The sequence below is a fragment of the Streptomyces sp. NPDC031379 genome (genome assembly GCF_055569615.1).
Window position 1 is genome coordinate 275,863 of record NZ_JBVIIT010000004.1, and the last position, 21,221, is coordinate 297,083.

Below are 21,221 nucleotides of genomic sequence, written 5' to 3' on the forward strand. Positions count from 1 at the left end.
CCCCTTCTCTTTCCGCGAGGCCGGCGCCGGCACAGGGGCACCCAAAAGCTCAGGTCCGCTTTAGGGTGGTCGCATGAACGATCGCATGGTGTGGATCGACTGCGAGATGACCGGCCTCTCGCTGTCCGACGACGCTCTCATCGAGGTGGCCGCCCTCGTCACCGACTCCGAGCTGAACGTACTCGGCGAGGGGGTGGACATCGTCGTCCGCCCGCCGGAGCGGGCGCTGGAGACGATGCCGGAGGTGGTGCGTCAGATGCACACCGCGTCCGGCCTGCTCGCCGAGCTGGCGAACGGCACGACGCTGCGGGACGCCGAGGAACAGGTCCTCGCCTATGTCCGCGAGCACGTCAAGGAGCCCGGCAAGGCCCCGCTGTGCGGCAACTCCGTCGGCACCGACCGCGGCTTCCTGCTCCGGGACATGCCGACCCTGGAGGACTACCTCCACTACCGGATCGTCGACGTCTCCTCGATCAAGGAGCTGGCGCGCCGCTGGTACCCGAGGGCGTACTTCAACAGCCCCGAGAAGAACGGCAACCACCGGGCCCTCGCCGACATCCGCGAGTCGATCGCCGAGCTGCGCTACTACCGCGAGGCCGTCTTCGTCCCGCAGCCCGGCCCGGACTCCGAGACCGCGAAGGCGATCGCCGCCAAACACGTCCTGCCGGCGCAGTAGCCGCCCGGCGTCCCGGGTCCGCTGGGAGGCCCGCGCGAAAACCTGTGCGCGAGCACCCCTTCGGACCCTGTAGACTTCTTCTCGGCCGGTCGGGGAAAACACTCCTCGAACTGCCGGTCATGGTGGGTGTAGCTCAGCTGGTAGAGCACCTGGTTGTGGTCCAGGATGCCGCGGGTTCGAGTCCCGTCACTCACCCAGAGTGATCAGCCGGTGACTCCGTCGCAAGACGGGTCACCGGCTGATTCGTTTCCGACACCTGCCCCTGGCCGGGCTTCCCCCGCAGGGGCACCTCCTCCACCAGCACCGCCGTGACGAACGCCACCGCGCCCGCCACGGCCGCCGCCAGGAAGACGTGCCGCGTGCCCGGCCGCGACCGCCGCCCGGTACGCCTCCCCCGTCGCCGTGGCGGGCACCGCCCGCGTGAACAGCGAGCCGAAGACCGCCACCCCCAGGGAGCCGCCGAGGGTGCGGAAGAGGTTGGTCGCCGCCGAGGCCGCACCCATGTCCCGCAGCTCCACGCTGTTCTGCGCGAGGGTGCCGCCCATCTGCCGCACATGCTGGGCGCGCGGGTCCTGAAGTCCGAGTACGAGGACCAGATCGCGGCGTTCCAGCGGCTGGTCAACGGCACGCCGGCGCTCATCGAGTATCACCGGCGCATGTGGATGCGGCACGAGCGCGCCCTCGCCACCGCCGCCCCCGACCCGGAGGCCGCCGTCAACGCCGCGTTCGACCTGCTGGGCGAGGGGTGGGAGGCGGTACGGCCCGGAAGGTGACGGGCGTCACGACGACGCCCGCGCCACCAGTTCCGTCCGCAGTACCGCGTGTCGCCGCTCCAGGCCGCGGGAGGCGGCCGGACGGCGGTCGGCGATCTCCGCGAGGAGCAGGTCCATCATGGCTCGGCCCATCTCCTCGATGGGCTGGCGGACGCTGGTGAGCGGCGGGTCCATGTGGCGGGCGATGGCCGAGTCGTCGTACCCGACCAGCGCCACGTCGTCCGGGATGCGGCGGCCCACCTCGCGCAGCACCTGCCGGGCGCCGGCCGCCATCACGTCCGAGCCGGCGAAGACCGCGTCCAGGCCGGGGTGGCGGGCCAGCAGGGTCGTCATCGCGCGGCGGCCGCCCTCCTCGGTGAAGTCCCCCTGCTCGATGAGGAGTTCGTCCACCGGGTGGCCCGCGTCGCGCAGGGCGTCGCGGTAGCCGTCGACGCGGCGCTGGGCGCCGTAGACGTCCAGGCGGCCGGTGATGTGCGCGATCCGGCGGCGGCCCCGCGACAGCAGGTGCTCCACGGCCGAGCGGCCACCGCCGTAGTTGTCCGAGTCCACCGAGGTGAGCGTCTCGCCGGCCGAGCGCGGACCGCTGATCACGGCCGGGATCTCCAGCTGGGCCAGGAGGTCGGGCAGGGGGTCGTCGGCGTGCACCGAGACCAGCAGGACGCCGTCCACCCGGTGGGCCGCCAGGTACTGCGCGAGGCGCTGCCGCTCGCGGTCGCTGCCCGCGAATATCAGCAGCAGCTGCATCTCGGTCTCGGAGAGTTCGGCGCCCACCCCGCGCAGCATGTCCGAGAAGTACGGCTCGGCGAAGAAGCGCGTCTCCGGCTCGGGGACGACGAGGGCGATCGCGTCGGTGCGGTTCGCCGCGAGGGCGCGGGCCGCCGTGTTGGGGACGTAGCCGAGTTCGGCGACCGCGGCCTCGACCGCGGCGCGGGTGGTGTCACTGACCCGGGGCGAGCCGTTGATCACCCGGGAGACCGTGCCCCGGCCGACACCGGCCCGGGCGGCGACCTCCTCGAGCGTCGGCCGGCCCCCGCTCCGGCCCCGCCCTGCGTGGCTTGCCATGGGCTCCGCCTCTCTCGACCGATTCCTGGTGCTGGCCTGGAATGTAACAGCCCCGTCCGGCGCGGTGACCGTTCCGGGGCCGCCGTCCCGGCCGCCCGCCGCCGGCCCGAAGGGTCTGGCCCGCGAGCGCGGGACGCACTTTTTCGCCGGCCTTTGGTCCACACTTACCGGAGGTCGACGGTCCACTTAACGTCCCGATAACTGAACGCGGTTGGCCCTGTCCGGTCCCTTGACACCCCGCCGCGAACCAACGACCCTTCAACACATCACTGGTGGGAGCGCTCCCACAGTACCTGGCACATACACATCCCGCACGTTCCCCGCCCGAGCCGCAGCGAGTACGAACGGGCCATGATCCATGCAGTTGGCCGGGGGGTCGGCACGTCAGGCAACAGGAGGACGCAATGCGCACGAGCATCCGCGGGTCCCGCAGACTGGCCCTCGTGGCCGTCGCCGCGCTGACCACAGGGCTGCTGGCCGGCTGCGCCAACGACTCGGACGACGGCTCGTCGAACTCCGACGGGGGTGGCGACGGCAACGGCAAGGGCAAGATCACGCTGACCGTCGGAACCTTCGGTGTCTTCGGCTACAAGCAGGCCGGCCTCTACGACGAGTACACCAAGCTCCACCCGGACATCAACATCAAGGAGAACGTCACCACTCGTACCGACGTCTACTGGCCGAAGGTGCTCACCCGCCTCCAGGCCGGCTCCGGCACCGACGACATCCAGGCCATCGAGGTCGGCAACATCACCGAGGCCGTGCAGACCCAGGCGAACAAGTTCGTCGACCTCGGCAAGGACGTCGACAAGTCGCAGTGGCTGGACTGGAAGCTCTCGCAGGCCACCACCAAGGACGGCAAGACCATCGGGCTCGGGACCGACATCGGCCCGATGGCGATCTGCTACCGCAAGGACCTGTTCCAGAAGGCCGGTCTGGAGACCGACCGGACCAAGCTCGCCGCGCAGTGGAAGGGCGACTGGGCCAAGTACGTCGAGGTCGGCAAGCAGTACATGAAGAAGGCGCCCAAGGGCACCAAGTTCGTGGACTCCGCGTCCTCCGTCTACAACGCGGCCCTCGGCGGCGCGAGCGAGCGGTACTACGACAAGGACGACAACGTCGTGTGGGACAAGTCCCAGGGCGTGAAGTCGGCGTGGGACGTCGCGATGAGCGTGGCCACCAGCGACATGTCGGCCAAGCTCAAGCAGTTCGACAAGCCGTGGGACCAGGGCTTCGCCAACGGCACCTTCGCGACCGTGGCCTGCCCGGCCTGGATGATGGGCTACATCGAGCAGAAGTCCGGCGACTCCGGCAAGGGCAACTGGGACGTGGCGGCGGCGCCGACCGCGGCCAACTGGGGCGGCTCCTTCATCGGCGTGCCGACGGCGGGCAAGCACCAGAAGGAGGCCGTCGAGCTGGCCAAGTGGCTGACCGCGCCCGAGCAGCAGGCGAAGGTCTTCGCCAAGCAGGCCAGCTTCCCGTCGACCCCGTCGGCGTACGCGAACCTGAAGCCGGCCGCGGACACCACGGCCTACTTCTCCCAGGCGCCGATCACGCAGATCTTCTCCGACTCGGCGAAGACGATCCCGACGCAGTACTTCGGCATCAAGGACCAGCCGATCAACACCGCGCTCACGGACGTCGGCATCCTCCAGGTCGAGCAGAAGGGCAAGTCGCCCGAGCAGGCCTGGGACGCCGCGAAGAACGAGATCAAGGACGTGCTCGGCCAGTGAGCAGCTCCAAGCAGGCTCTCGCGCAGCCCGCGTCGAGTTCCGACGCCGCGTCCGGCACCTCGCCGGGCGCGGCCCGGGGCGCTCACGGTCGCGGTGCGCCGGCGAGCGCCGACTCCTGGCGCAGCCGGCTCTACCGCTGGGACATGAAGGCGGCGCCGTACGCCTTCGTCGCCCCCTTCTTCATCCTGTTCGGGGCCTTCTCGCTGGTCCCGCTCCTCTACACGGCCTGGTACTCGCTGCACGACGTGCAGTTGTCGGCACTGGACCACCAGACCTGGGCGGGCCTGGACAACTACGAGAACCTGTTGTCCTCGGACTTCTTCTGGAACGCCCTGAAGAACACGTTCACCATCGGGCTGATCTCGACCGTGCCGCAGTTGCTGGCCGCCATCGGGCTCGCCCACCTGCTGAACTACAAGCTGCGGGGCTCCACCGCGTGGCGGGTCGTCATGCTGACGCCGTACGCCACCTCGGTGGCCGCCGCGACGCTGGTCTTCACGCTGCTGTATTCGTGGGACGGCGGCATGGTCAACTGGGTCCTGCACTTCTTCGGGGTGGACCCGGTCAACTGGCGTGAGTCCGACTGGGGTTCGCAGTTCGCCGTCTCCTCCATCGTGATCTGGCGGTGGACCGGCTACAACGCGCTGATCTACCTGGCGGCGATGCAGGCGATCCCGGCCGATCTGTACGAGTCCGCGGCGCTCGACGGCGCCAACCGCTGGCAGCAGTTCCGGCACGTGACCATTCCGCAGCTGCGGCCGACGATCCTGTTCACGGTCGTCGTCTCCACCATCGGTGCCACCCAGCTCTTCGGCGAGCCGCTGCTGTTCGGCGGGGTCAGCGGGTCCAAGGGCGGCTCCGAGCACCAGTACCAGACGCTCGGTCTGTACATGTACGACCAGGGCTGGATCATCGGCAACCTCGGCAAGGCGTCCGCGATCGCCTGGTCGATGTTCCTGATCCTGCTGATCATCGCCGCGGTCAATCTGCTGCTCACCCGACGGCTGAGGAAGTCCCAATGACGACCAGTGAACTGACGCTGCCGAAGGCGGCTCCCGAGGAGCGCCGCCGGCGGGTGATGGGCGCGGGCAAACAGCTGCACGCGGGCCCGGTGACGTACATCGTGCTGACCGTCTTCGCCCTCGTCTCGCTGGCGCCGCTGGTGTGGACGGCGATCGCGGCCTCGCGCACCGACCGGCGGCTCGCCGAGACCCCGCCGCCGCTGTGGTTCGGCGGCAACCTGTTCAAGAACCTCGAGGCGGCCTGGGACCAGGCGGGCCTCGGCACCGCGATGGTCAACTCGGTGCTCGTGGCGGGCACGATCACGATCAGCACGGTGCTGTTCGCCACGCTGGCCGGATTCGCCTTCGCCAAGCTGCGGTTCCGGTTCTCCGGCCTGCTGTTGCTGCTGACCATCGGCACGATGATGATCCCGCCGCAACTGGCCGTCGTACCGCTGTACCTGTGGATGTCGGACTTCGGCTGGTCCAACCAGCTGCAGACGGTGATCCTGCCGAGCCTGGTCACCGCCTTCGGCACGTTCTTCATGCGGCAGTACCTGGTGCAGGCGCTGCCGTCGGAGCTGATCGAGGCGGCCCGGGTGGACGGCGCGAGCAGCCTGCGGATCGTGTGGCACGTCGTCTTCCCGGCCGCCCGGCCGGCGATGGCGGTGCTCGGCCTGCTGACGTTCGTGTTCGCCTGGAACGACTTCCTGTGGCCGATCATCGCCCTGAACCAGCAGAACCCGACCGTGCAGGTGGCCCTGAACTCGCTCGGCACCGGCTATGTCCCGGACCAGGCGGTGATCATGGCGGGCGCGCTGCTCGGCACGCTGCCGCTGCTGATCGCCTTCCTGCTGTTCGGCAAGCAGATCGTGGGCGGGATCATGCAGGGCGCGGTCAAGGGCTGACACGCCCTTCCCCCAGGGCCGGGCCGCCGCCGTCCCGGCCCCCTCCGCCCTCGTACGGCCTTCCCCTCCTCACTCACCCCGTCGGTCTTCACGACCCCCAATGGGAGCGCTTCCATGCCTGAACCCGATTCCTCCGTGACCTTCCCCCCCGCCTTCCTCTGGGGGGCGGCGACCTCGGCGTACCAGATCGAGGGGGCGGTCCGGGAGGACGGCCGCACCCCCTCGATCTGGGACACCTTCAGCCATACGCCGGGCAAGACGGCGGGCGGCGAGACCGGTGACATCGCGGTCGACCACTACCACCGCTACCGCGACGACGTGGCGCTGATGGCTGAGCTGGGCCTGACCTCGTACCGCTTCTCCGTCTCCTGGTCGCGGGTACAGCCGACCGGCCGGGGACCGGCGGTCCAGCGCGGCCTGGACTTCTACCGCCGTCTGGTCGACGAGCTGCTGGCGCACGGCATCAAGCCGGCCCTCACCCTCTACCACTGGGACCTGCCGCAGGAGCTGGAGGACGCGGGCGGCTGGCCGGAGCGGGACACCGCGCTCCGGTTCGCGGAGTACGCGCAGCTCGTCGGCGAGGCGCTCGGCGACCGGGTGGAGCACTGGATCACCCTCAACGAGCCCTGGTGCAGCGCCTTCCTGGGCTACGGCTCCGGCGTCCACGCCCCGGGCCGCACCGACCCGGCGGCCACCCTGCGCGCGGCCCACCACCTCAACCTGGCGCACGGCCTGGGCGCGGCGGCCCTGCGCTCGGCGATGCCGGCCCGCAACCAGATCGCGATCAGCCTCAACTCCTCGGTCGTACGGCCCCTTTCCCAGGACCCGGCCGACCTGGCGGCGGCCCGCCGGATCGACGACCTGGCCAACGGGATCTTCCACGGCCCGATGCTGCACGGGGCGTACCCCGAGACGCTGTTCCCCGCGACCGCCTCGGTCACCGACTGGTCGTACGTCCAGGACGGCGACCTCCGCACGATCAACGCGCCGCTGGACGCGCTGGGCCTGAACTACTACACCCCGTCCCTGGTCTCGGCCGCCTCCGGCAGGGCCGACGGCCCGCGCGCGGACGGCCACGGCGCCAGCGACCACTCCCCCTGGCCCGCCGCCGACGACGTGCTGTTCCACCAGACACCCGGCGAGCGCACGGAGATGGGCTGGACGATCGACCCGACCGGCCTGTACGACCTGGTGATGCGCTACACGCGCGAGGCACCCGGCCTGCCGCTGTACATCACCGAGAACGGCGCGGCCTACGACGACAAGCCCGACCCCGACGGCCGTGTGCACGACCCCGAGCGCATCGCCTACCTGCACGGCCATCTCGCGGCGGTGCGCCGCGCCCTCACCGACGGGGCCGATGTGCGGGGCTACTACCTGTGGTCCCTGATGGACAACTTCGAGTGGGCGTACGGCTACGGCAAGCGGTTCGGCGCGGTGTACGTGGACTACGCGACGCTGGAGCGGACGCCGAAGTCGAGCGCCCGGTGGTACGCGGAGGCGGCGCGGACGGGAGCGCTGCCGCCGGTGGAGCCGGCTGCCTGACCCGGCCGGAAGGGGCGCGGCACCCCACCGCGGTGCCGCGCCCCGGTCAGCGGGCGTGCGTCAGTTGAACGCCCCGAACGCCTTCGAGAAGGCGAACGTGTCCTGGGTGACGGAGCTGCAGGTCGCGTCGGCGGTGGGCTTGGTGCCGCCGGCGCACTGCTTGTCGCGGGTCGCGGACCACATGGAGAGCCAGGCCAGTCCCTTGGACTTGGCGAAGTTCACCAGCTGGGTGGCGTCGTCGACCTTGAAGACCTCGGAGGAGACGTCGTTGACGCCGATCATCGGGGTCACCGCGACCGTCTTCCAGGCGGCGGAGTCGGACAGTCCGAGGACGCTTCTGATCTGGGCCTGGGTGGCGGTCGCGGCCTGCTCGGCGTAGGTGCCCATGTCACCGCTGTAGGAGGGGCCGTAGTCCATCGCCATGATGTTCACGGTGTTGATCTTCACGCCGTTGGACTTGGCGTCGGACAGCAGGTTCACGCCGTCCTGGGTGAGGCCCTCGGGCATCACCGGGAGGGTGAAGGAGACGTCCAGGTTCGGGTGCTGGGCCTGGAGCTTGGCGATGGCCTGGGCGCGGCGGGTGTTGGCGGCGGTGTCGGGCAGCGCGCCGCCCTCGACGTCGAAGTCGACCTTGGTCAGCTTGAAGGCGTCGACGGCCTTGCCGTACGCCGCCGCCAGCGCGTCCGCGGAGGAGCAGGTGGTGGCCAGCTCCGAGCCGGAGGCGCCGCCGAAGGAGACCCGGACGTCACCGCCCTTCGCGCGCAGCGAGCCGATCTGGGCGGCCACCCCGTCGCCGGTCAGGTCCGTGACGCCGCCCCACTTGGGGGTGCAGCCGCCGCCGTCGGTGACGAAGGCGAGGTTGTAGTTCTTCACGCCGGTCGCCTCGGCCGCACCCAGGAGGTCGAAGGCCGGGTAGAGGGAGGTGTCCACATAGGGGGCGAATCCTGCGGAGGCGGTGGTGCCGCTGCCGGTGCTGCCCGTGGGAGTGGGGGTGGCGCTCTGGGTGGGGGTGGCCGACTTGGTGGGAGTGGGTGTCGGGGACTGGGGGGCGGTGGGGCGGCCGCTCGGCTCGGGGGTGGCGCCGTCGTCCGCGGAGCACTGGGCGTTGTCGATACGACAGCCCGTCGGGTCGACGCCGCCGTCGACCACGAAGCCGACGGTCACCGACTTGCCGGGGGCGAGGCCCTCGGTGTCCCACTTGGCGGGCCTCACGGTGACGTGCCGGCCGCTGACGGTGGACTCGCCGTTCCAGAGGGAGGAGAGCTTGGCGCCCGCCGGGAGATCGAACTCCAGCGTCCAGGTCTTCTCGGCCTGGCCGCTGTTGTTGGTGACGACGTACTGGGCGGTGTACCCCGTCGACCAGTCGCTGGTCCTGGTGTAGGCGGCGTTCACACCGGCCGCGTTCGCGGTGCCGGTGAGCAGAACCGCGCCGCCACCGACCACGGCCGCGGCCACCAGACCGCCTATCGCCTTGTTCCTGCCACTGATCCTGCGCCGGTGCGTGCTCATGCGCGTGCCTGCCTTCACTGCTCACGGGGGGTTCACAGGGGTTTCCCGGCCCTGTGGGGGGTGCGGCAGCACGCTAGCGACCCGGAATCGGACAAATGGCTTGTCAGGGACGGTCGTTGCAGACCTTAGGGTTCGCTTAAGGAAGCGATCGGGGACGGTTAAAGGTCGAGACCAATTTGCCCGATCGCCGTCTGCGCGCGGCTCCCCGGTGTCCCCGGCCCACCGGCCCCCGTCCGTCGAGCTGGAACCAGATCCGCACCTCGGTACCGCCCAGGACCGAGGCGCCGATGCGTACGTCGCCGCCGGTGGACTCGGCGAGCCGGCGGACGATGTCGAGGCCGAGGCCGGTCGAGCCGGCGTTCCCGGAGCCGCGGCCGCGGGCCATCGCCGCGTCCGGGTCGGGTATGCCGGGGCCCGCGTCGGAGACCAGCACGATCACCGCGTCCTCGCCGTTGTGCACGTCGACCGCGAAGGCGGTGCCCTCGGCGGTGTGCCGGAAGACGTTGCCGAGCAGCGCGTCGAGCGCGGCGGCCAGGTCGGGACGGGCCACGGGTATGCGCACCGGCCGGTCGACTCCGGCCACCCGCCACTTGCGGCCCTCGTCCTCGGCGAGCGCGGACCAGAACTCCATGCGTTCACGGACCACGGCGGCCGCGTCGCACCCGGCGCCCGGACCTGCCGCGGCCGTCTGCGGTTTGGCCTCCCGCGCCGTCCGGATGATGGTGTCCACCTCGCCCTCCAGCTGGGCGACGGCGGCCCGGGTCTGCTCGGCCGCGGGGCCGGCGCCGAGTGAGGCCGCGTTCAGCCGGAGGACGGTGAGCGGGGTGCGCAGCCGGTGGGAGAGATCGGCCGCCAGCTCCCGTTCGTTGGCGAGGAGCTGGACGACCTGGTCGGCCATGGAGTTGAACGCGACCGCCGCGAGGCGCAGTTCGTCGGGGCCCTCCTCCGGCACCCGGGCGCCCAGCTTGCCCTCTCCCAGCTCGTGCGCGCCCTCGACGAGCCGCTGGGCCGGGCGCACCATGCGCACCCCGAGCCGGTCGGCGACGGCGACCGAACCGACGATCAGGGCCAGGCCGACGGCCGCGAGGACCGCCCAGGCCGTGCCGACGCCGTTGGTCACCTCGGACTCGGGCACGAACACCTCGACGACCGCGATGGAACCGGAGCCGAGCGCGACCGGCTGGAGCAGCGTGGAGCCTCCGGCGACGGTGGTCGTGGAGGCGCGGCCGAGGCCGCGTACGGCCTGGATGTCGCGGTCCGCGGCGCGCTGCCGGCCGAGGTCGAGCGCGGCCCGGCCGCCGTCGGCGGGCAGGTGCACCGCCATCCCGGAGTCGGCGCCGGCGGAGGCCACCACCCGCTCCAGCTTGTCCCGGTCGGTGGTGATGGACAGCGCGGGCGCGACCGCGGCGGCCTCCCGCTCGGCATTGGAGAAGGCGCGGTCGCGGGCCATCTCCTTGACGACCAGGCCGAGCGGGACGGCGAAGGCGACCACGACCATCGTGGTGACCGCCAGGCAGACCTTGACCAGGGCCCATCTCATCGCGGTGGCGCCCCTTCCCCCTCGGGGAGCACGGGCGGCTCCAGCTTCACGCCGACGCCGCGCAGTGTGTGCAGATAGCGCGGCCGGGCCGCGGTCTCCCCCAGCTTGCGGCGCAGCCAGGACAGATGGACGTCGATGGTCTGGTCGTCGCCGTAGGACTGCTGCCAGACCTCGGCCAGGAGTTCCCTGCGCGAAACGACGACACCGGGGCGCCCGGCGAGGAAGGCGAGCAGGTCGAACTCGCGGCGGGTCAGGTCCAGGCGGACGCCGTCCAGTTCGGCCTGGCGGCGCAGCGGGTCCACCGTCAGCCCGCCGACGCGCAGCACGGACGAGGGCGGGGCGTCCGCGGCGCCGGAGCGGGCCCGGCGCAGCACGGCCGCGATCCGGGCGGAGAGATGCTCGACGGAGAAGGGCTTGGTGAGGTAGTCGTCCGCGCCGGCGTTCAGCAGCCGGACGACCTCCGTCTCGTCGTCCCGGGCGGTGGCGATGATGACGGGCACGTCGGTGATGCCGCGCAGCATCTTCAGGGCCTCGGAGCCGTCCAGATCGGGCAGTCCGAGGTCCAGGATGACGACGTCGAAACGGAAATGGGCGACCTCGCGCAGCGCCTCCAGTGCCGTACCGACGCTGCGCACGGTGTGCGAGGCGTCGGTCAGATGCCGGATGAGCGCCGAGCGTACGAACTGGTCGTCCTCGACCACGAGCACACTTGCCATGCGCCGCACCGTACGCCATGCGCCGCACACCGGCCCGGCGCCTGTGGACAACCCGGGTTGTGTGCGAACGGCGGTGCCCCTGAGGCAGTATGGCCCGCGATGCGCAGAGGACTCGTACACGTACTGGCGTGGCTGCTCGCGACGGGAGCGGCGGTCACGCTCTCGTGGTGGGGTGTGCACACGGTGATGGCGGGCACGGCGTACGACCCGCCACGCGCCCTTCCGGTCACGGCGGCCGACGCGACGGCACAGAACGCGAAGTCGGCGTCGAAGGCGCCGTCCGCCTCGCCGACCCCGCCGCGGGAGCGGTCGGCGCCGCCGGCACCCGCCCCCTCGCGGACCCCGGCCCGCACCCCCAGCTCCTCCGCCCCGGCATCCGGGCACGTCAAGGCCTACGACACCGACGGCGGCCGGGCGGTGTTCGAGCTGGGCTCCTCCAGCGCGACGCTCGTCTCGGCGACGCCGGGGGCCGGCTGGTCGATGCAGCTGTGGAAGACGGAGACGTGGATCCGGGTGGAGTTCAGCAGGGGCGCGGACCGGGTGTCGGTGTTCTGCACCTGGCACGACGGCCCGCCGCGTGTGGAGGTCGGCACCTACTGACGGCGGGGATGCTCAGCCGAAGACCGAGGGCGGCGGGGCCGGGGAGGCCACCGCCGCCTCGTCCGTCACGGGGAGCGCGCCGCCGGTGAAGTCGGTGAGCGGCCTGCCGTGTTCGACCCGTCCGGGGTGCGGGTCCGAGGCGGCGCGGCGGGTCAGTTCCGCCAGGGGAAGCGGCAGGTCGGAGGCGACCAGGACGGCGTTGCCGAAGCGCTTGCCGCGCAGCACGGCCGCGTCGGCGATCAGCGCGAGTTCGCCGAACCGGGCGGCGGCGGTGGCGATCTGGCCGCGCAGGTGGGCGAGCGGCGGGCCGTCGGCGAGATTGGCGGCGTAGACGCCGGAGGGCTTCAGCGCGCGGCGGACCTCGTCCAGGAACTCGACGGAGGTGAGGTGGGCCGGGGTGCGGGCGCCGCTGAAGACGTCGGCGATGACCAGGTCGGCCCAGCCGTCCGGCACCTTGGCCAGTCCCGCGCGGGCGTCCGCCGACCGCACCCGGATCCGCGCGTTCGGGTCCAACGGCAGTTCCCTGCGCACCAGCTGGACCAGGCCGGCGTCCCGTTCGACGATCTGCTGGGTGGAGCGGGGCCGGGTCGCGGCGGCGTACCGGGCGAGGGTGAAGGCGCCGCCGCCGAGGTGCACGGCGTGCACGGGCTTGCCGGGCGGGGCGACGAGGTCGATGACATGGCCGAGGCGGCGCTGGTACTCGAAGGAGAGGTACGCGGGGTCGTCCAGGTCGACGTGCGACTGCGGCGCCCCGTCGATCAGCAGGGTCCAGGCCCGGCCGCGGTCGGGGTCGGGGACGAGCTGTGCGAGCCCGCCGTCGACCGCCTCCTCGACGGCTTCGACGGCGGCAGACCTGCGCCGCGTGTTCCTGGACCTGCCCATCGGTCCAGTTTCGCAGGTGATCCGGGCAGGTGCCGCACCGGCGGCTGCCGGCCGTCGCTGGGGCCCACCGCCTCACCGGCAGTTGTCGGCCGCCTCGATCAGCCGGGCCGCCTCCCCGAGGGCCCGGCGCAGCACCACCGGGTCGGTGGCGAGGTCGGCCTCGCCGGGCGGCAGCAGCCAGTCGGAGCCCTTCACCGGCGGCTCGGGGTTCAGCCGCAGTCCGCGGCCGTCCGTCTCGGTGCAGATGCTGCCCGGTACGTCCCAGCAGGCCGCCGTGCCGGCCGGCACCAGGAAGCCGAGGGTGCCGCAGCCGTCGTCGTGCAGGACGGGCCCCACCGCGTCCGCGGCCCCGCGCCGCAGGATGTCGACCGCCTCCAGCCCCTGCCGGGCCGGCACCGTCACGAGGTCGCAGCCCGGGACTTTGCCCGACGGGGGTGCCGACGACGGCGGCGTACAAGGTTCGTTGCTCTGGCTGGTCTCCATGCCGGCCTCCACCACACAGCCCTGTTGCGGTCCACGGAGTCCAACGCGTGAGCGCGTCAACGGCTACGGCACAAGTGCGCCGCAAAGGATGGCACTTCATGGCAGATCGTGGATGAGATATCCGGTTTGTAGCCAAACACAGCGTGGCGGGTCCTTCACAACGGGTACGTTCATGCCCGCCGGAACCAGGGCGTCACTCGGACAACTCGTCCCGAATCCGTCCCGGCACCGGCATGGTTCGACGGTTCGCACGAGAGGACCCGGCCATGGCGTCGTCAACCGTGACCTCGTCGCAGTCCGAACGGCCACCCCGGCCGAACCTCGCCTTCCGGCAACTGCGCGGCAGGCGTTCACCGGCCGAGTTCGCGGCGCTCGTACGGCGTGCCGCGCGCGAGATCGGTGAGCGGGTGAGTTGTGACGCGCGCTATGTCGGCCGGGTCGAGGCGGGCGAGATCCGCTGCCCGAACTACGCGTATGAACGGGTGTTCCTGCACATGTTCCCCGGCCGCACGCTCACCGACCTCGGCTTCTCGCCCCGCTCGTCCGTCCGTGGGCGCTCGGCGCGCGGCGCGGCGGACGTGCCCGCCGAGGCCGGCGGGACGCTTGAGACGGGCGAGGCGTCCGAGCCGTATGAGACGCAGGACCCGTATGACCCGCACGACCCGAATAACCCGCAGAACCCGTACGACCCGCACGAGCCGTACGCGAACGACCACCTGAACCACGAGGAGAGCGACGTGCTGCGTCGCGCATTCATGACCGGCGGAGGCGCCACGGTTGCCGCCGCCACGCTGGGCCCGCTGGGGCTCACCACCGACGCGGCGGCCGCGGGCCGGACCCGGCGCAGGCCCGGGTCCTCCGAGGCGGCCGCCCTGGAGGAGGCCGTCCGCCGCATCCGGCTGCTCGACGACCGGCACGGCGCGGACGGCCTCTACCGGCGCGCGGCGGCCCCGCTGCGTGCGGCCTACGCGTTGCTGGACGCCGGCGCGACCCGGCAGACCACCGCCGACCGGCTGCACGCGGGCGCGGGTGAACTCTCCATCTCGGTCGGCTGGCTGGCCCACGACTCCGGCCGCTTCGACGATGCCCGCTCGCACTACGCGGAGGCGCTGGCCACCGCCCGGGTGACCGGCGACCCGGCGCTGGAGGCGCACGCCTTCTGTAACACGGCTTTCCTCGCCCGGGACGCCGGCCGCCCCCGGGAAGCGCTCCGGTCCGCGCAGGCCGCCCAGCGCGCCGCCCGCCCCCTGGGGTCCGCGCGCCTGATGTCCCTGCTCGCGCTGCGCGAGGCGGGCGGCTGGGCGGGGCTCGCCGACCGCACCGGCTGCGAACAGGCCCTGGTGCGGGCCCAGGCCCTCTTCGCACGCGGCCGCTCGGACGCCGACCCCGAGTGGATGAGCTTCTACGGAGAGGCCGAGCTGGAGGGGCTGGAGGCGCAGTGCTGGTCCACGCTGGGCGACTGGCGGCGCGCGTCGCAGCACGCCCGCCGTGCGGCCCGGCTGCAGGATCCGCACTTCACACGCAACATCGCGCTGTACACCGCGGAGCTGGCCGACGACCTCGCCCGCGAGGGCCGTCCCGACGAGGCGGCCGCGGCGGGGCTGCGCGTGCTGACGCTGCTGGACCAGGTCCAGTCCTCCCGCATCCAGACCATGCTGGCGGGCACGGCGAGGGTGCTGCTGCCGCACCGGCGGGCGTCGGGGGTGTCCGACTTCCTGGACCGGCACGCGTCCATGCCGAGGACGGGCAGGGCGTAGTCCCGGTCGCGCGGGCCGGGTGCCGGGCGGTCGCCGGGCCGCGGGGGCGTCGTGGCCGGTCGCCGGATTTCCGCGCCACCGCGGAGTCGCGGTGCCGTCGGCTTCACGGCGCCGGCGGGCGACCCCGCCCCGGGCCGGCGGCGACCGTTCAGCCGGCCAGGTGCCCCACGTCGTTCCAGCTCTCGACGGCCGGCTCGCCGTAGGCCCAGCCGAGGATCGACAGCGAGGTCGGGTTCAGGCGTATCCGCGCCGCGAAGTCCAGCGGGAGCCCCAGCCAGCGCGCGCCGATCGACCGCAGGATGTGCCCGTGGGCGAAGACCAGCACGTCCCGGTCGGCGGAGCGGGCCCAGTCGACCACCGCGTCCGCGCGCGCGGTGACCTCGGCGAGGCTCTCCCCCTCGGGGACGCCGTCCCGCCAGATCAGCCACCCGGGCCGGACGGCCTGGATCTCGGCCGGGGTCATGCCCTCGTACGCGCCGTAGTCCCACTCCATCAGCGTGTCCCACGCGGTGGCGCGGTCACCGAAGCCGGCGAGTTCGCACGTCTCCCGCGCGCGGGACAGCGGGCTCGTCCGCACCTCCGCCTCCGCCAGCCCGTCCAGCGGGGCGTGATGCAGCCGCTCGCCGAGCAGCTTGGCCCCGCGCCGGCCCTCCTCCAGCAGCGGCACGTCCGTCCGGCCGGTGTGCTTGCCGGACAGCGACCACGCCGTCTGTCCGTGCCGGGCCAGCAGGATGCGCGGTGCCATGGGAGACCTTTCCGGGGAGGGACGCCCACACGGACGCCACGAAGACGAGAGGACGGGGTCCCTCCATCATCGCTCACCCCGGGACGGGGCAACCCGGCGGGCGATCCCGACGTCTTCGAGGACTGAACGCCCGCGCGGGCGAAACGGGGAGTGCCCTCAAAGGCCGTCACAGGACACCGTAAAGTGGCACGGTCGCCCGCGGGGGGCGGACCGCACAGCAGGAGGGGGAGGGCGATCGGATGCCGCAGACCGAGACACCGGGCACCGAGGTGACCGTCCGTCCCCGGTTGCGCTGGTGGACCGAACTGCCGCTGATCCTCCTGGTCTACGGCTGCTACTCGGCCGGCCGTCTCCTGGCGCGCGGTGATGTCACCGGCGCCGTCGACCACGGCCTGGCGATCCTGCGCATCGAGAAGCTGCTGTACCTGAACGCCGAGCACCCGCTGAACCGGTTGTTCACGCGCGAGCCGTGGCTCGGGGTACCGGCCGACTTCTGGTACGCCTCGCTGCACTACCTGGTCACGCCCGCCGTCCTCGTCTGGATGTTCCGGGCCCGCCTCCCGTACTACCGGGCGGCCCGCACCTGGCTGATGACGTCCACGTTCATCGGCCTGATCGGCTTCACCCTGCTGCCGACCTGCCCGCCCCGCCTGCTCTCGGCCCACCACGGCTTCGTGGACACGATGGCCCACTACAGCTCGTACGGCTGGTGGGGCGGCGAGGCCAGCGCGCCGCGCGGCATGGGCGGGATGACCAACCAGTACGCGGCGATGCCCAGCCTGCACGTCGGCTGGGCGCTGTGGTGCGGTGTGATGCTGTGGCGGTACGGCGGCACGCGCCTGACGAAGATCCTCGGAGTGGCCTACCCGCTGCTGACCGCGCTCGTCGTCATGGGCACCGCCAACCACTACTTCCTGGACGCGGCCGCGGGTGTCGCCGTGATGGGCGTCGGGCTGCTGCTGGCGCCGCCGGTGATGCGGGCCGCGGATCTGCTCAAGGCCCGCCTGGTGCGGCGCCCCGCACCGGTCGCGGACGGCACCGGTGCCCCGGTTGTCAGTGCCGGATGCCAGACTTCCGCGGGTGAGCGAATTCCACGGCAGCGCGAGTCGCAGCTCGACGCCGGAGGCGAACCGGACGCCTCCCCCGCCGACGCGGGCGAAGGGGCTCCGGCACCGGCTCGCTGAGCTGCGCGGTCCCGACGTACCGGCCAAGGCCCTGGACGCGCGCGCCCTCGCGGCGCTCGCCGCGAACCCCGGGTGCCGCAGGCGGGCGATCCTGGACGGCGCCGGGGTGGACAAGGCGTGGCTGGCGAGCGCGCTGGGCGCACCGGCCGGCTTCGGGCAGTCGCAGTTCGCGCTGACCCGGGGCAACGCGTTCGAGGCGAAGGTGAAGGCGGACGGCGGCGCGGAGCTGCTGCGGCTGGCACACGCCCGCCTGGACCCGGGCGCCGCGGCGCCGGAGACGGCCGCCGTGCCCGACCTGACCGCCCAGGGCCCCGAGGGGCGCACGGCCCGTACGGCGCTGGCGCTGCGCGAGGCCACGCGCGCGGGCGGCTGGACGCTGCTGGACCATCCGATGCTGGCCCTGGACGTGGCGGGTTCGCTCGCCTTCCTGGAGCCGGACGCGGTGGTGGTGCACCCGGACGGCAGCTGGTCGGTGGTGGAGATCAAGTCCTTCCCGATGCTCGACGGTTCGGCGGACCCGGGGAAGGTGGGCGCGGCCGCCCGGCAGGCGGCGGTGTACGTGCTCGCGCTGGAGGAGGTCGCCGCCCGCCTCGGCGCGGAGCCGGAGGTGCGCGCCCCTGACGACGCCCCCGCCCCGCGCGTGCGGCACCGGGTGCTGCTGGTGTGCCCCAGGGACTTCTCCAACCTGCCCGCGGGCTCGGCCGTGGACATCCGCAAGCAGCGCGCGGTCACCGCACGCCAGCTCGCCCGGCTCACCCGCATCGAGGAGATCGCCGGCTCCCTGCCCGAGGGCACGTGCTTCGCCCCGGACCGGCCCGCCGAGGAACTGACGGCCGCCGTGGCCGCGGTCCCGGCGACGTACGCGCCCGAATGCCTGTCCGCCTGCGAACTGGCCTTCCACTGCCGGGAACGCTCCCGCGCGGCCGGCGCCGTCACCCGCCTCGGCCGGCCCCTGCGGGCCGAACTGGGCGGCCTGACCACGGTCGAGGAGGTTCTCGCGGCAGCCCGCGGCGAGAGCGGTGACCCCACCGACCCGGCGGTGGCGGCACTGCGCCGGGCGGCGCGGCTGCGTGCGGAGGCCCTCCGGACGGCGGACCGGGCGGCGGCGTCCCGCGCCGAGACCCTGCCGGCCGTGGACCGCCCGGAGGTGGCCCCGTGTCGCTGATCACCACCCTCGCCCGCCTCGAGGCCGTCAGCAGCGGCCGGGCCCAGCCCGCCGCGACCGTCCGCCACCGGCACCTGTCCGACCGCCCGCTGGTGTTCGTGCCGCTGACCACCGCCGGTGAGGCGGGCGCCCCGCTCGGCGCGCTGGTCGGCACCGACCGGGAAGCGCCCCGCCTGCTGGTCGTGCCGCAGCCCCGCGACCGCGACCTGCGCTTCGCGTTCCTCGCCGAACTGGCCGACGTCGTCCTGCCCTGCGTCGACTCCCACGCGCAGGCCGTCGAGGCGGCCGAGCGCACCGAGACCGACCCGGAGACCGGCAAGCGGGTCAAGGTCGAGGTCGAGTTGTGCGCGGACGCGCCCCAGCTGATCGTGCCGAGCCGCGCGGGCCTGGACTTCGTCCGGCTGCTGGGCCGCTCGATGCGGTTCCGCCGCACCGCCGAGCAGGACCCGGAGGCGCCCTACCCGGCGCCGCCCCGGGTGCCGCTGCTCGGCCGGTGGCTGACCCACTACGGCGAGCGGGCCCGGGTCCCCGGCTCCTCGCTGCTGCTCGCCCTCACCGACGTGCTGTCCCGGCACTGGGCGACGGGCCAGTCCGGCCTGGAGGACCAGCACCTGGGTGCGCTGCTCGCCTGGATCGACCCGCCCGAGGGCACCACCGGCGCCGAGGCCGCCCGGGCGGCCGAGCTGGAGCGGGACCCGGCCGGGCAGTTGCGGTGCCCGCCGGCCGGTCCGGCCACCGACCCGGCGTTCGACAACAAGCTGCTGGCCCCGGCGATCGAGCGCTACGACCGCGCGCGTACCGCGCTCGCCGCCGCCGAGGACCCGCTGGACGCCGACGACCGGCTCGCGGCGCTCACCACGGCCGAGCGGGAGATCCGCGACCTGGTCGAGAGCCGCACGCGGCCGACCTGGGACGCGGTGTGGCAGGGCCTGGACCTGCTGCGGACGCTGCCGGAGGGCACGCGCGTCGCCGAGCGCTGGACCCGGGACCGCTGGTCGTTCACCGGTCACCGTGACCGGGTGCTGGCCGGGGAGCCGCCGCAGCCGCGCCGGGACGACGCGGTGACGGCGGCGAACAAACTGGCCACCCGCGAGCGGGAGCAGGCCCGCCTGGAGGCGCAGGAGGCGCTGGACGACCCGCTGGTGATGGCGGGGCGGCGGCTGGCCGGTGAGGCTTTCGCCGGTGAGGTGACCGATGTCGTGATGGCGTACAGCGAGGGCAAGCGGCCGAGCCCGCGCCCGCTGGTGACCGTCCGCACGGACGACCGGCCGCATCTGGCGGAGCGCGCGAAGGTGTACCGCTCGCTGGGCGGCAAGCCCCAGTCGGCGGAGTTCGTCGGCCTCGAGGCCGCGGCGGACGGGGAGCTGCTGGTGCTGCGGATCATGGACAAGATGGGCCGCGGCCGGGAGCCGGAGCCCGGTTCGGTGCCGGAGAAGGGCGACCGGGTCTGCTTCACCCTCTTCGAGCACGAGCAGCGCGGCGGGGCGAAGCTGCCCGACCCGGAGGAGACCCCGTGGACGCACGGCGGGCCGCCGGGTGAGCCCGCGGCGGAGGCCCCGGACACGCTCACCGAGGAGGACGTGCTGTGACGACCGTCGACTTCGACCCCGGAGCCGCGGCCGCCCGCGCCACCGACGCGATCCTGCGCGACACCCTGCACGGCACCGAGCGGGGCGTGGTGGTCGACTCCCCGCCCGGCGCCGGCAAGTCCACCCTGGTGGTCCGCGCGGCCCTCGAACTGGCCGGCGCGGGCCGCCCGCTGATGGTGGTGGCGCAGACGAACGCCCAGGTGGACGACCTGGTCCTGCGGCTGGCGGAGAAGGATCCGGAGCTGCCGGTGGGCCGCCTGCACAGCAGCGACACCGACGCGTACGACAAGGCGCTGGACGACCTGCCGAACGTGCGTACGTCGGCGAAGGCGGCCGATCTGAACGGCCTCCCGGTCGTGCTCTCCACGGCCGCGAAGTGGGCGCACGTGAAGGTGGACGAGCCCTGGCGGCACGCGATCGTGGACGAGGCGTACCAGATGCGCTCGGACTCCCTGCTCGCCGTGGCCGGCCTGTTCGAGCGGGCGCTGTTCGTGGGCGACCCGGGGCAGCTGGACCCGTTCGCGATCGTCGGCAGCGAGCAGTGGGCGGGCCTGTCGTACGACCCGTCGGCGTCCGCGGTCACCACTCTCCTGGCCCACAATCCGGGCCTCCCCCAGCACCGCCTCCCGGTCTCCTGGCGGCTGCCCGCCTCGGCGGCCCCGCTGGTCTCGGACGCCTTCTACCCGTACACCCCGTTCCGCAGCGGCACCGGCCACGGCGACCGCCGTCTCGCCTTCGCCGTCGCCTCCGACGGCTCCGGCCCGGACCGGGTGATCGACGAGGCGGCGGAGTCCGGCTGGGGTCTGCTGGAGCTGCCCGCCCGCCACACCCCGCGCACGGACCCGGAGGCGGTGCGGGCGGTGGCGACGGTGGTCCGGCGCCTGCTGGACAGAGGAGGAGCGGCCGTCTCCGAGCGCTCCGCCGACCCCGCGCCCCTCACCGCCGACCGCATCGCCGTCGGCACGGCCCACCGCGACCAGGCGGCGGCGGTCCGCGCGGCCCTGACCGACCTCGGTGTGTCCGACGTGACGGTCGACACCGCCAACCGGCTCCAGGGCCGCGAGTACGACGTCACGGTCGTCCTGCACCCGCTCTCCGGACGTCCCGACGCCACGGCCTTCCACCTGGAGACGGGCCGCCTGTGCGTCCTGGCCTCCCGCCACCGCCACGCCTGCATCGTGGTCTGCCGGGCCGGCGTGGGCGACCTCCTGGACGACTTCCCGTCCACGGAACCGGTCCGGCTGGGAACGCTGGTGAAGTTTCCCGATGGCTGGGAGGCCAACCACGCCGTCCTGTCCCACCTGGCGGAACACCGGGTGACCTGGCACCCCTGACCGGCACCCACCTGGCGGA

Annotated in this window: 19 protein-coding genes and 1 tRNA gene; 13 read left to right on the top strand and 7 right to left on the bottom strand. The window is 73.0% G+C overall.

Annotated features, from left to right (window positions below):
• The first annotated feature begins 73 nt into the window (after positions 1-73).
• The 3 genes from orn (at position 74) to ACZ5CW_RS08050 (ending at position 1,449) form a co-directional block, all read left to right on the top strand.
• Positions 74-676, top strand: a complete 603-nt coding sequence (gene orn / locus ACZ5CW_RS08040) for an oligoribonuclease (protein WP_468599410.1) — start codon at positions 74-76, stop codon at positions 674-676.
• A 122-nt stretch (positions 677-798) separates the two neighbouring features.
• Positions 799-871: transfer RNA gene (locus ACZ5CW_RS08045), tRNA-His, on the top strand.
• A 113-nt stretch (positions 872-984) separates the two neighbouring features.
• Entirely contained in the window at positions 985-1,449 is a 465-nt protein-coding gene (locus ACZ5CW_RS08050) for a hypothetical protein (RefSeq protein ID WP_468599412.1), read from the top strand.
• Positions 1,450-1,455: 6 nt separating this feature from the next.
• Here the strand turns inward: ACZ5CW_RS08050 and ACZ5CW_RS08055 are convergent, their stop codons facing one another.
• The gene (locus tag ACZ5CW_RS08055; RefSeq protein WP_468599414.1) at positions 1,456-2,511 is read right to left on the bottom strand and encodes a LacI family DNA-binding transcriptional regulator; all 1,056 of its coding nucleotides are present in this window, start codon (positions 2,509-2,511) and stop codon (positions 1,456-1,458) included.
• Between the two features lie 404 nt (positions 2,512-2,915).
• On the opposite strand from ACZ5CW_RS08055, the gene ACZ5CW_RS08060 reads away from it, so the two are divergent.
• The 4 genes from ACZ5CW_RS08060 (at position 2,916) to ACZ5CW_RS08075 (ending at position 7,698) form a co-directional block, all read left to right on the top strand.
• On the top strand, positions 2,916-4,244 hold the full coding sequence (locus tag ACZ5CW_RS08060) for an ABC transporter substrate-binding protein (protein WP_468599416.1): 1,329 nt from the start codon (positions 2,916-2,918) through the stop codon (positions 4,242-4,244).
• Positions 4,241-5,266 (top strand): carbohydrate ABC transporter permease, encoded by a 1,026-nt coding sequence (locus tag ACZ5CW_RS08065; protein ID WP_468599418.1) that lies wholly within the window; start codon positions 4,241-4,243, stop codon positions 5,264-5,266. The genes ACZ5CW_RS08060 and ACZ5CW_RS08065 overlap by 4 nt, the downstream gene beginning before the upstream one ends.
• Positions 5,263-6,153, top strand: a complete 891-nt coding sequence (locus tag ACZ5CW_RS08070; protein ID WP_468599420.1) for a carbohydrate ABC transporter permease — start codon at positions 5,263-5,265, stop codon at positions 6,151-6,153. The genes ACZ5CW_RS08065 and ACZ5CW_RS08070 overlap by 4 nt, the downstream gene beginning before the upstream one ends.
• A 114-nt stretch (positions 6,154-6,267) precedes the next feature.
• Positions 6,268-7,698 (top strand): GH1 family beta-glucosidase, encoded by a 1,431-nt coding sequence (locus ACZ5CW_RS08075; RefSeq protein ID WP_468599422.1) that lies wholly within the window; start codon positions 6,268-6,270, stop codon positions 7,696-7,698.
• A 60-nt stretch (positions 7,699-7,758) separates the two neighbouring features.
• Here ACZ5CW_RS08075 and ACZ5CW_RS08080 read toward each other — a convergent pair whose 3' ends face one another.
• The 3 genes from ACZ5CW_RS08080 to ACZ5CW_RS08090 all read right to left on the bottom strand — a co-directional run bounded on the left by ACZ5CW_RS08080 (position 7,759) and on the right by ACZ5CW_RS08090 (position 11,463).
• Positions 7,759-9,207, bottom strand: a complete 1,449-nt coding sequence (locus ACZ5CW_RS08080; protein ID WP_468599425.1) for a glycoside hydrolase family 18 protein — start codon at positions 9,205-9,207, stop codon at positions 7,759-7,761.
• Positions 9,208-9,343: 136 nt separating this feature from the next.
• The gene (locus tag ACZ5CW_RS08085; protein WP_468599427.1) at positions 9,344-10,747 is read right to left on the bottom strand and encodes a sensor histidine kinase; all 1,404 of its coding nucleotides are present in this window, start codon (positions 10,745-10,747) and stop codon (positions 9,344-9,346) included.
• Positions 10,744-11,463 (bottom strand): response regulator transcription factor, encoded by a 720-nt coding sequence (locus ACZ5CW_RS08090; protein WP_468599428.1) that lies wholly within the window; start codon positions 11,461-11,463, stop codon positions 10,744-10,746. Before ACZ5CW_RS08090 ends, ACZ5CW_RS08085 begins: the two co-directional genes overlap by 4 nt.
• 99 nt (positions 11,464-11,562) lie before the next feature.
• On the opposite strand from ACZ5CW_RS08090, the gene ACZ5CW_RS08095 reads away from it, so the two are divergent.
• Positions 11,563-12,063, top strand: coding sequence for a hypothetical protein (locus ACZ5CW_RS08095; RefSeq protein ID WP_468599429.1), 501 nt, complete (start codon positions 11,563-11,565; stop codon positions 12,061-12,063).
• 12 nt (positions 12,064-12,075) lie between these two features.
• On the opposite strand, the gene ACZ5CW_RS08100 is transcribed toward ACZ5CW_RS08095, so the two are convergent.
• Positions 12,076-12,945, bottom strand: coding sequence for a spermidine synthase (locus ACZ5CW_RS08100; RefSeq protein ID WP_468599431.1), 870 nt, complete (start codon positions 12,943-12,945; stop codon positions 12,076-12,078).
• A gap of 72 nt (positions 12,946-13,017) precedes the next feature.
• A complete protein-coding gene (locus ACZ5CW_RS08105; RefSeq protein WP_468599433.1) occupies positions 13,018-13,428 on the bottom strand; it encodes a hypothetical protein in 411 nt (136 codons plus the stop codon).
• Between the two features lie 266 nt (positions 13,429-13,694).
• Here ACZ5CW_RS08105 and ACZ5CW_RS08110 point away from each other — a divergent pair, with 266 nt between their 5' ends.
• Positions 13,695-15,185, top strand: coding sequence for a hypothetical protein (locus ACZ5CW_RS08110; protein WP_468599435.1), 1,491 nt, complete (start codon positions 13,695-13,697; stop codon positions 15,183-15,185).
• 148 nt (positions 15,186-15,333) lie between these two features.
• Here ACZ5CW_RS08110 and ACZ5CW_RS08115 read toward each other — a convergent pair whose 3' ends face one another.
• Complete coding sequence (locus tag ACZ5CW_RS08115; protein ID WP_468599437.1) at positions 15,334-15,930, bottom strand: histidine phosphatase family protein; 597 nt, start codon at positions 15,928-15,930, stop codon at positions 15,334-15,336.
• Between the two features lie 239 nt (positions 15,931-16,169).
• On the opposite strand from ACZ5CW_RS08115, the gene ACZ5CW_RS08120 reads away from it, so the two are divergent.
• From ACZ5CW_RS08120 to ACZ5CW_RS08135, 4 genes are read left to right on the top strand one after another with little or no spacing between them, the layout of a single operon-like run.
• Positions 16,170-17,114, top strand: coding sequence for a phosphatase PAP2 family protein (locus ACZ5CW_RS08120; protein WP_468599438.1), 945 nt, complete (start codon positions 16,170-16,172; stop codon positions 17,112-17,114).
• A complete protein-coding gene (locus ACZ5CW_RS08125; protein WP_468599440.1) occupies positions 17,011-18,279 on the top strand; it encodes a hypothetical protein in 1,269 nt (422 codons plus the stop codon). The genes ACZ5CW_RS08120 and ACZ5CW_RS08125 overlap by 104 nt, the downstream gene beginning before the upstream one ends.
• Positions 18,270-19,868, top strand: a complete 1,599-nt coding sequence (locus tag ACZ5CW_RS08130; RefSeq protein ID WP_468599442.1) for a hypothetical protein — start codon at positions 18,270-18,272, stop codon at positions 19,866-19,868. Before ACZ5CW_RS08125 ends, ACZ5CW_RS08130 begins: the two co-directional genes overlap by 10 nt.
• Entirely contained in the window at positions 19,865-21,202 is a 1,338-nt protein-coding gene (locus ACZ5CW_RS08135; RefSeq protein WP_468599444.1) for an AAA domain-containing protein, read from the top strand. The genes ACZ5CW_RS08130 and ACZ5CW_RS08135 overlap by 4 nt, the downstream gene beginning before the upstream one ends.
• Positions 21,203-21,221 lie beyond the last annotated feature (19 nt).

Coding starts and splice junctions, on each gene's coding strand:
- orn (WP_468599410.1), top strand. CDS start 74: ATGAACGATCGCATGGTGTGGATCGACTGCGAGATGACCGGCCTCTCG.
- ACZ5CW_RS08055 (WP_468599414.1), bottom strand. CDS start 2,511: ATGGCAAGCCACGCAGGGCGGGGCCGGAGCGGGGGCCGGCCGACGCTC.
- ACZ5CW_RS08060 (WP_468599416.1), top strand. CDS start 2,916: ATGCGCACGAGCATCCGCGGGTCCCGCAGACTGGCCCTCGTGGCCGTC.
- ACZ5CW_RS08070 (WP_468599420.1), top strand. CDS start 5,263: ATGACGACCAGTGAACTGACGCTGCCGAAGGCGGCTCCCGAGGAGCGC.
- ACZ5CW_RS08075 (WP_468599422.1), top strand. CDS start 6,268: ATGCCTGAACCCGATTCCTCCGTGACCTTCCCCCCCGCCTTCCTCTGG.
- ACZ5CW_RS08080 (WP_468599425.1), bottom strand. CDS start 9,207: ATGAGCACGCACCGGCGCAGGATCAGTGGCAGGAACAAGGCGATAGGC.
- ACZ5CW_RS08085 (WP_468599427.1), bottom strand. CDS start 10,747: ATGAGATGGGCCCTGGTCAAGGTCTGCCTGGCGGTCACCACGATGGTC.
- ACZ5CW_RS08090 (WP_468599428.1), bottom strand. CDS start 11,463: ATGGCAAGTGTGCTCGTGGTCGAGGACGACCAGTTCGTACGCTCGGCG.
- ACZ5CW_RS08095 (WP_468599429.1), top strand. CDS start 11,563: ATGCGCAGAGGACTCGTACACGTACTGGCGTGGCTGCTCGCGACGGGA.
- ACZ5CW_RS08100 (WP_468599431.1), bottom strand. CDS start 12,945: ATGGGCAGGTCCAGGAACACGCGGCGCAGGTCTGCCGCCGTCGAAGCC.
- ACZ5CW_RS08105 (WP_468599433.1), bottom strand. CDS start 13,428: ATGGAGACCAGCCAGAGCAACGAACCTTGTACGCCGCCGTCGTCGGCA.
- ACZ5CW_RS08110 (WP_468599435.1), top strand. CDS start 13,695: ATGGCGTCGTCAACCGTGACCTCGTCGCAGTCCGAACGGCCACCCCGG.
- ACZ5CW_RS08115 (WP_468599437.1), bottom strand. CDS start 15,930: ATGGCACCGCGCATCCTGCTGGCCCGGCACGGACAGACGGCGTGGTCG.
- ACZ5CW_RS08120 (WP_468599438.1), top strand. CDS start 16,170: ATGCCGCAGACCGAGACACCGGGCACCGAGGTGACCGTCCGTCCCCGG.